The 6,910-nt window shown below is 31.9% G+C and carries 8 protein-coding genes; 2 read left to right on the forward strand and 6 right to left on the reverse strand.

The features are described 5' to 3' along the window. Nucleotides 1-11: 11 nt before the first annotated feature. The 3 genes from OR571_RS03620 to OR571_RS03630 form a co-directional block, all read right to left on the reverse strand. A complete protein-coding gene (locus tag OR571_RS03620) occupies nucleotides 12-734 on the reverse strand; it encodes an amino acid ABC transporter ATP-binding protein (protein WP_282241475.1) in 723 nt (240 codons plus the stop codon). Beyond that, nucleotides 721-1,389: an amino acid ABC transporter permease gene (locus tag OR571_RS03625; RefSeq protein WP_282241476.1), complete on the reverse strand. Its 669-nt coding sequence runs from the start codon at nucleotides 1,387-1,389 to the stop codon at nucleotides 721-723. The genes OR571_RS03620 and OR571_RS03625 overlap by 14 nt, the downstream gene beginning before the upstream one ends. A gap of 225 nt (nucleotides 1,390-1,614) precedes the next feature. Then, the gene (locus OR571_RS03630; protein ID WP_282241477.1) at nucleotides 1,615-2,331 is read right to left on the reverse strand and encodes a transporter substrate-binding domain-containing protein; all 717 of its coding nucleotides are present in this window, start codon (nucleotides 2,329-2,331) and stop codon (nucleotides 1,615-1,617) included. A 441-nt stretch (nucleotides 2,332-2,772) separates the two neighbouring features. Here OR571_RS03630 and OR571_RS03635 point away from each other — a divergent pair, with 441 nt between their 5' ends. Both OR571_RS03635 and OR571_RS03640 read left to right on the forward strand, forming a co-directional pair. Next, entirely contained in the window at nucleotides 2,773-3,453 is a 681-nt protein-coding gene (locus OR571_RS03635) for a PucR family transcriptional regulator ligand-binding domain-containing protein (protein WP_282241478.1), read from the forward strand. Further along, entirely contained in the window at nucleotides 3,450-3,965 is a 516-nt protein-coding gene (locus tag OR571_RS03640) for a PucR family transcriptional regulator (RefSeq protein ID WP_282241479.1), read from the forward strand. The genes OR571_RS03635 and OR571_RS03640 overlap by 4 nt, the downstream gene beginning before the upstream one ends. Nucleotides 3,966-4,499: 534 nt before the next feature. Here OR571_RS03640 and OR571_RS03645 read toward each other — a convergent pair. The 3 genes from OR571_RS03645 to OR571_RS03655 all read right to left on the reverse strand — a co-directional run bounded on the left by OR571_RS03645 (nucleotide 4,500) and on the right by OR571_RS03655 (nucleotide 6,652). Next, a complete protein-coding gene (locus OR571_RS03645; RefSeq protein WP_282241480.1) occupies nucleotides 4,500-4,946 on the reverse strand; it encodes a GNAT family N-acetyltransferase in 447 nt (148 codons plus the stop codon). Between the two features lie 148 nt (nucleotides 4,947-5,094). Continuing rightward, the gene (locus tag OR571_RS03650; RefSeq protein ID WP_282241481.1) at nucleotides 5,095-5,610 is read right to left on the reverse strand and encodes a hypothetical protein; all 516 of its coding nucleotides are present in this window, start codon (nucleotides 5,608-5,610) and stop codon (nucleotides 5,095-5,097) included. A 379-nt stretch (nucleotides 5,611-5,989) separates the two neighbouring features. Then, on the reverse strand, nucleotides 5,990-6,652 hold the full coding sequence (locus OR571_RS03655) for an HAD family hydrolase (RefSeq protein WP_282241482.1): 663 nt from the start codon (nucleotides 6,650-6,652) through the stop codon (nucleotides 5,990-5,992). Nucleotides 6,653-6,910 lie beyond the last annotated feature (258 nt).

The following is a 6,910-nucleotide window of genomic DNA, read 5'->3' on the forward strand; positions in this document are numbered from 1 at the left end:
AGAATTTATAGCTACAATACTTTCGCTAAAAAGTTTTTAGTTCGCTCTTCTTTCGGTCTTTCAAAAATTTCTACTGGTGTTCCTTCTTCAACAAGATATCCGTCATCCAAAAATAATACACGGTCCCCTACTTCACGTGCGAAGCCCATTTCATGGGTAACAATCACCATAGTCATTCCTTCATGAGCAAGGTCACTCATAACATTCAAAACCTCACCTACCATTTCTGGATTCAGAGCAGATGTAGGTTCATCAAATAACATCACTTTCGGTTTCATTGCTAGAGCACGAGCAATGGCAACTCGTTGCTGCTGACCACCTGAAAGTTGGTCAGGATAATCTTGCTCTTTATTTTGTAAACCAACTTTTTTTAATAATTCACGGGCAATTTGTTCACTTTCCGCTTTACTTTTCTTTAAGACCTTCATCGGTCCTATTGTAATATTCTCCATAATCGTTAAATGCTTAAATAAATTAAATTGTTGAAAACACATTCCAACATGTTGCCTTAAATCATGAATATTGGTTTCTGGATTGGTTAATTCCATTCCAGCGATTTCAATTTTTCCATTAGTTGTTTTCTCAAGTCCATTAAGACAACGAAGGAATGTACTTTTACCGCTTCCAGATGGCCCAATCAGAACAACCACCTCTTGATGACTAATCTGGGTACTAATCCCTTTTAAAATTTGAAGTTCACCATATGATTTTCTTAAGTTCTCAACGGTTATCAAGTTGGAGCCTCCTTTCAAGATAGCCAGCAAATTGTGAAACAGAAAAAATGAGAATAAAATAAATTAACCCAATCGTAAGCCAAATCGCAAATGGCTCAAATGTAGTTGCAATAACGATTTGACCTCTATAAACTAAGTCAATAATTCCAATTGGAGCAAGTAAGGATGTATCCTTAATCGTTTGTGCGGATTGATTGACGAGCGGCGGAATCATACGTTTAAAAGCTTGAGGTAATACTATATAACGCATTGTTAGAAATTCTGTCATTCCAATACTTGCTGCTGCCTCCTTCTGCCCACGATCGACACCTTGAATTCCAGCACGAATAATCTCCGAAATATAAGCCCCCTCATGTAAAGCGAGCGTGATGGTTGCGGCAATAATAGGATAAGATCTTTGCCCAAACCACTCGTTTAATGGCAGCAATCCTGTTAAACCAAAGACAATGAAAAATAACTGTACTAATAATGGCGTCGATCTGAAAACTTCAATATAAACTGATGCAAACCCACTTAAAACCGACGACTTTGAAAGTTTCATCAAAGCGGCTATTAAACCGAAAATAACAGCCAAAATGATTGCTACAATAGAGTAATAAACCGTAAACTTAAGACCTTCCAAAATTTGTGGGAGATTTTCTAAAACTACTTGCATATTGAATTAGCCACCTTCTAAAATGGGAGATTAATGGAAACTCGCTACTTACTAGTCCCTCTCTAATCTACCAACCTTTTTTCATACTCAAGAGTAATTTAATCCCTTATTAAACCTAAATAGCAACTTCCTCAGGTGTCAAAACCCCCTCTACAAAACCATTTTTTTCACCATTTAAATATTCATCAAACAATTTTTCGTATTCACCATTTTCTTGGATTTTCGTTAATCCTTCATTGATTTTTTTAGTATATCTTCCTTGTCTTTATTAACCGTTATCCCGTAAAATTCACCAGCTAAAATGTCCCCAACTATTCTTGCCTCTGAATTTTGTTCAGTAATGTAGTTAATATTTGATGGATTATCGTATAAAATTGCGTCAACACCGTCATTTTCAAGGGAGCTATAAGCAGTACTAATATCAGCGTATTGTTTAATATTTTGATCTTCAATACCGTTAGAGATCATATAGTTGTAGGATGAAGTACCTTTTTGGATACCGATTAATCTATCCTTTAAGTCCTCAAAGCTCGTTATACCAGAATCAGGTTTCGATAAGATAGAAAGACCAGATGCATAATAAGCATTTGAAAAATTGATGCTTTCCATTCTTTTGTCCGTTATAGAAATTGCCCCTACTACCACGTCCAGTTGTCCAGCTTTCAGTGCAGGAATTAAACCATCGTACTGCATGATTGAGAATTCCACTTCAAAGCCTTCCACTTCTGCTATCTTCTTGATTAAGGCAATGTCAAACCCGACAAGTTCTCCATTTTTTTCTGATACAAATGGTGGATAGGTTGGACTTGTTCCAACATTTACTACTAACTTTGCTGGGTCGGCAGAAACGCTTACTACTGATTTGCTTCCTTCTGAACTACATGCAGCTAAAGTTAAAGCGCTTACAACTAGTAAAAGCATAAATAAGAACAATTTTTTCAAATTAATTCCCCCTTTTATGTGTTAAAAAAAGCTTAACAAGTAGTACCATACAAACATTTAGTTTGATTATTCAGATAATAAATAAAAGAAATTACCTTAGGCTAAAGAAAATGTGCACCCCCAATCGCTTCATGCATCTCTCCTATCCTTAAAGATATTTGTATTTTACTACAGGCTGATTTAATTAAAAAATCTAACTATTGTATAAAATTACAATAATCAGATATAAAAAGTGTGTATTTTTATATAAGGTAGTGATAAAGTTATATTAAAGGAATGTACATTAGGGAATAAAATAAGTTTAATCTTTTTGTGCAATAAGGTTTTTTATTAGAAAATGCTAAAAGTAAAGCTTAGGGGCTTTCATTCACAAAATGCAAAATAATTGTATTTTTCCACAACGATACTTTAGAATCATGCCGGATTTAAGGGGGGAAGATCGTGGAAGTTACACTAAAAGACTTGGTAAACTTAGAAATTTTCAATGGAATGAAGCTAATTGCAGGAGAAAAAGGACTTTCAAGGAAAATCACCTCTTGTGGAATTTTAGACTATGAACTTGATCGCAGTTTAAAGGATCGATATTTTCATAGTAATTTTCAAGAACATCAATTTGCTTTAACAACTTTTTTATATGCAAAAGATGAAGAATACCTCATTAATGATGCGATCAAATACTTGGTCAATAAAAAAGCAAGCGGTTTAGCTATTAAAAATGTTTATCGATTACAGATACATGATTCTGCTCTGCGGTATGCTGAATCAATGGATTTTCCTATATTTCTGATTGAACCAGGTATATATTTTGAAAATATTATAATATCGGTAACAAATTCCATCCATATGCTTGGAGACGCCTTTTTTGGACAAAAAGAAATTGATACTCTACTATACAAATCAATCGATCAAAGCAAAATAAAACAACAAGCGCTACAAATCAATCCATCTTTAAAGAATAATTTTTTATCATGTACTTTTGTTTTAAACAAAATTTTGACAATCAACATTTTTTTAATATTCAAACTCACTTTAAGAATAGTAAATTTAATCAAGCTTCTATATCTTTATTACGGTTTAATAACGGTTTCATTCTGTTGTACTCTAAGGATTTTATTCATTTGAATGATAAGGACTCCTTATTAAAGGAAATCATTAACACTCTATTAGATCCAGATTTAAGGATATCCATAGGAGTTAGTGACTTTCATTATAGGTTAGAAGAAATAAAACAAGCCATTCATGAAGCTTTCTATGCGGCGCTTTTACACACAAATTCGGATTCCAATTTTTTACTACATAAAAATATTGGAACCTTTAAGGCAATCTTTCCCTTTGCAAAGTCCGAGGCAATGCAACGGTTTAGTCAAAGCCGTTTAAATCCTTTGAGGGATTTCGATGCTGAGAATACTTTATTTCTTTTCGATACGTTAAAACAATTTATAATGTGCAACGGAAATTTACGTGAATTATCTATTCAATCATCTCTTCATGAAAATACGCTTCGTTATCGGCTAAACAAGATTTCAGATTTAACCGGCTTGAATTTCAAAAAACCGGAAGACTATGAACAGCTTTCATTGGCCATAAAAATTCATATGTGCAGCGATTTATTAAATGAATTTGGAGTAATATGAAAATTATTGAAAAATACTAATTAGATGTTTAGACTCATTAAACGGATCTCCACTCGTGCTGAAATCAATAAAGAGATTCATCCACACCACCTTAGACACAGTTACGTAACTCATTTTTGTTGTATAATAGATTTCCCATTGAAGTCCATCGAAAATGATGGTCTTGTTTAACTAAAGCACCGTTAGTTGAATAAGAACATTCTCATTTATTACACATTATGTTTGAAATGTGGCCATAGTTTACTTCATCATTTACTTTGTACATTTTTATTTTTTCTAAATAAAAATGTAATTATTATACCTACAATAAGGATCATAATAGCCACTTTTTCGCCAACAATATTTTGTCCATACAAGAGAACTGGACTAGCCATTAAAATTAAACCAATCAATCTAAAAATACTATTGATCAACTATTTTTTCACTCCCATTTTCTTCTTCAGAACCTACGTCTTTAGTTCAATAAGAAAAAGGAGTTGCCTAAGCAACCCTATGAACTTTACTAAAGCACCCGTTAGTTGAATAAGGAAAACTTTAATCAGTAATACGTTTAGTAAATAAAATACGGTCTTGTCCTGCGCCAGCGTAATCATTTTTTAAGGAAACGGAAAAACCCATTGATTTATGAAAAGAGATAGAACCCTCGTTCACTGGTGAGGTAATGCAACGGACAGTGTTACAACCTAAGTTTCTAACCTTTGCAAAAAACAATTCATAGAGCTCTTTTGCTAAACCCTTTTTCCTGAATTCTGGATTAACACCCACGAAATGTATGTATGCTTCATTTAAATTTGATTGCGACATAAATCCAATTAGAAATGCGGATAACACTCCATTGTCTTCAACTATGAAACTTGTTGACTGGAAATGTTCGATAAACAGGCGAGGCAACAAATGTGTCATCTCTCGACCACCCCACCAATCATTCAAAACATCAATTACTTTATTATAATCTTCTTCTGTAATGTTATAGGTTTGCATTAACAAAACTCCTTTTTATAGCTTTTTCAAGTTAGCGACCGATTGTTGAAGATCGTTATTTAACTAAATCCCCCGTTTCTTTAAGTACAATTATTCACTTTTATTACTACTGCAAGGAAAAATTTAAATAGTAATCTAATAAATATCCTTACTTCATTGATTTATTATCAAGTTTATAAAGATTTACTTTTCCATCAAACAACCAGAACTCTAATGATATTTTTCTTTTCTTATCTAAATAACCAATAATATTTGCTCCTTGTTCCGTGCGAAAATAATAATTCTCCCCATACTCTTTTATGATATCCTTCTTTTCATTTCCAATTTTTATTCCTTTTGCAGTTTTCAAATTGCTGTCTGTTATTATAAATCTCGAAATTTTACCTGTTTTATTTACTGCTACTTCAATTCCTCTGTTTAGCTCATAATAGTCATAATCTGTTACATTTCTACTTTGTTCTGTTTTCTTCCCATATTCTTGTGTTATTTCTTGGCTATAAAAGTCATTATTTAAAAATATTCCATTAATATTTTCCTTACTTAAATCTGTTGTTTTTGTAAATGCGTGATGATATGAGCGAGGGAAATTATTGTTTAATGAAAAAGCAAAAAATAGAAGAATACTTCCAATTATAGTGATAATAGTGATTATATTTAGCCTCATAAAGAACTCCCTACTAAGATTTTTCGCAAATTAACTTTACACATCAGCTTAATGCAACTTTTAATGTTTTTCAATGAACTTTATTTCTATTTTTAGAAGCACATCTTTTAACAAAAATTGCTCCCTAACTTAGCCGTTTCTTATTCACCTAACCTGCGTCGTTAGTTTAAATTTAATTATTCACAATCTCGATAACATTATATATATACTAAAATGCGTTATACTTTCTTCTATAATAAAAAGAGCGCTTATCCGTTAAGCGCTCTAATCGAGTAACAATAACAAGCCTCAAATCTTAAAATCTCTTAACCATTCATGAACCTCAAGTTTCAAAAAAGAGAATTTAATGAGAAACCATTATTACATGGTACGTAAATAATCAGTTTTCATTTTGGTGAATGAATATTGTTTTTAACTCATTTAAGTCATCTATTACCCAAACTGCCTGAGCAAGTTCATCTTCTTTTGCAAAATCAAAATTACATCCAATTGCAATTAAATCATTTTCTTTTGCTGCATTTATATCTGATAGGCGATCTCCAACTACTGCTGCGTTACTAATCTTATATTTTTCTATAATGTTTTTGACTAAATCGCTTTTGTTAAGCGTTTGTATTTGTTGAATACTAAATGTTTCGGTTACCCAATTATCCAGATTATAATAATGCACAATTGCATTTAAATAATCAGTTAACCCATTACTCGCTATGAAAATTGAACAGTTACTCTCTTTTAAAAATTCTAAAACCTCTTTCACATTAGGATATAAAGCTCCTTTCCCACTTCTTATATTTTCAATTAATCTCTGTAGAAAATATGCATCTGTTTGTTGCCTTACTTCATCAGAATGATTAGGTAATAAGGCTTCCCATACTTTTGGTAAAGGTACACCCATGATTTCACGGTATTTATCGATAGGTGTAATCGTATCCCATTTATTTAGTGAACGTAAATAATTAAAAGTTTCTTCCAATGATATTTCTAAAATTTTATCAGTTTGAAATAGAGTTCCATCCATATCAAAAATAAATGATTGTAACATTTTTTCTCTCCTTTTTGTTATTTATTAAAAGGACGAAAATTGTTGGTAATAGTTTCCTTAAACGAGATTTACCAAAAATTTACTATACTACTTTGTATCTTTGATTTTAAGGATCTAGGTTATCAAAAGCTGTTTTAGACCAGTAATCCTTAATCAATTTTTAAGTTTTTTTTTGAAGTAGCCGTTGTTTTTATCCATTTTTAATTTCTACCTGTCGCGTTATTTTAATAAGAAAAAAGGCTTTATCCCTTCTTGAAG

This window comes from Psychrobacillus sp. NEAU-3TGS, from assembly GCF_029955155.1.
GTDB lineage: Bacteria > Bacillota > Bacilli > Bacillales_A > Planococcaceae > Psychrobacillus.

Coding starts and splice junctions, on each gene's coding strand:
- OR571_RS03625 (WP_282241476.1), bottom strand. CDS start 1,389: ATGCAAGTAGTTTTAGAAAATCTCCCACAAATTTTGGAAGGTCTTAAG.
- OR571_RS03655 (WP_282241482.1), bottom strand. CDS start 6,652: ATGTTACAATCATTTATTTTTGATATGGATGGAACTCTATTTCAAACT.
- OR571_RS03650 (WP_282241481.1), bottom strand. CDS start 5,610: ATGAGGCTAAATATAATCACTATTATCACTATAATTGGAAGTATTCTT.
- OR571_RS03645 (WP_282241480.1), bottom strand. CDS start 4,946: ATGCAAACCTATAACATTACAGAAGAAGATTATAATAAAGTAATTGAT.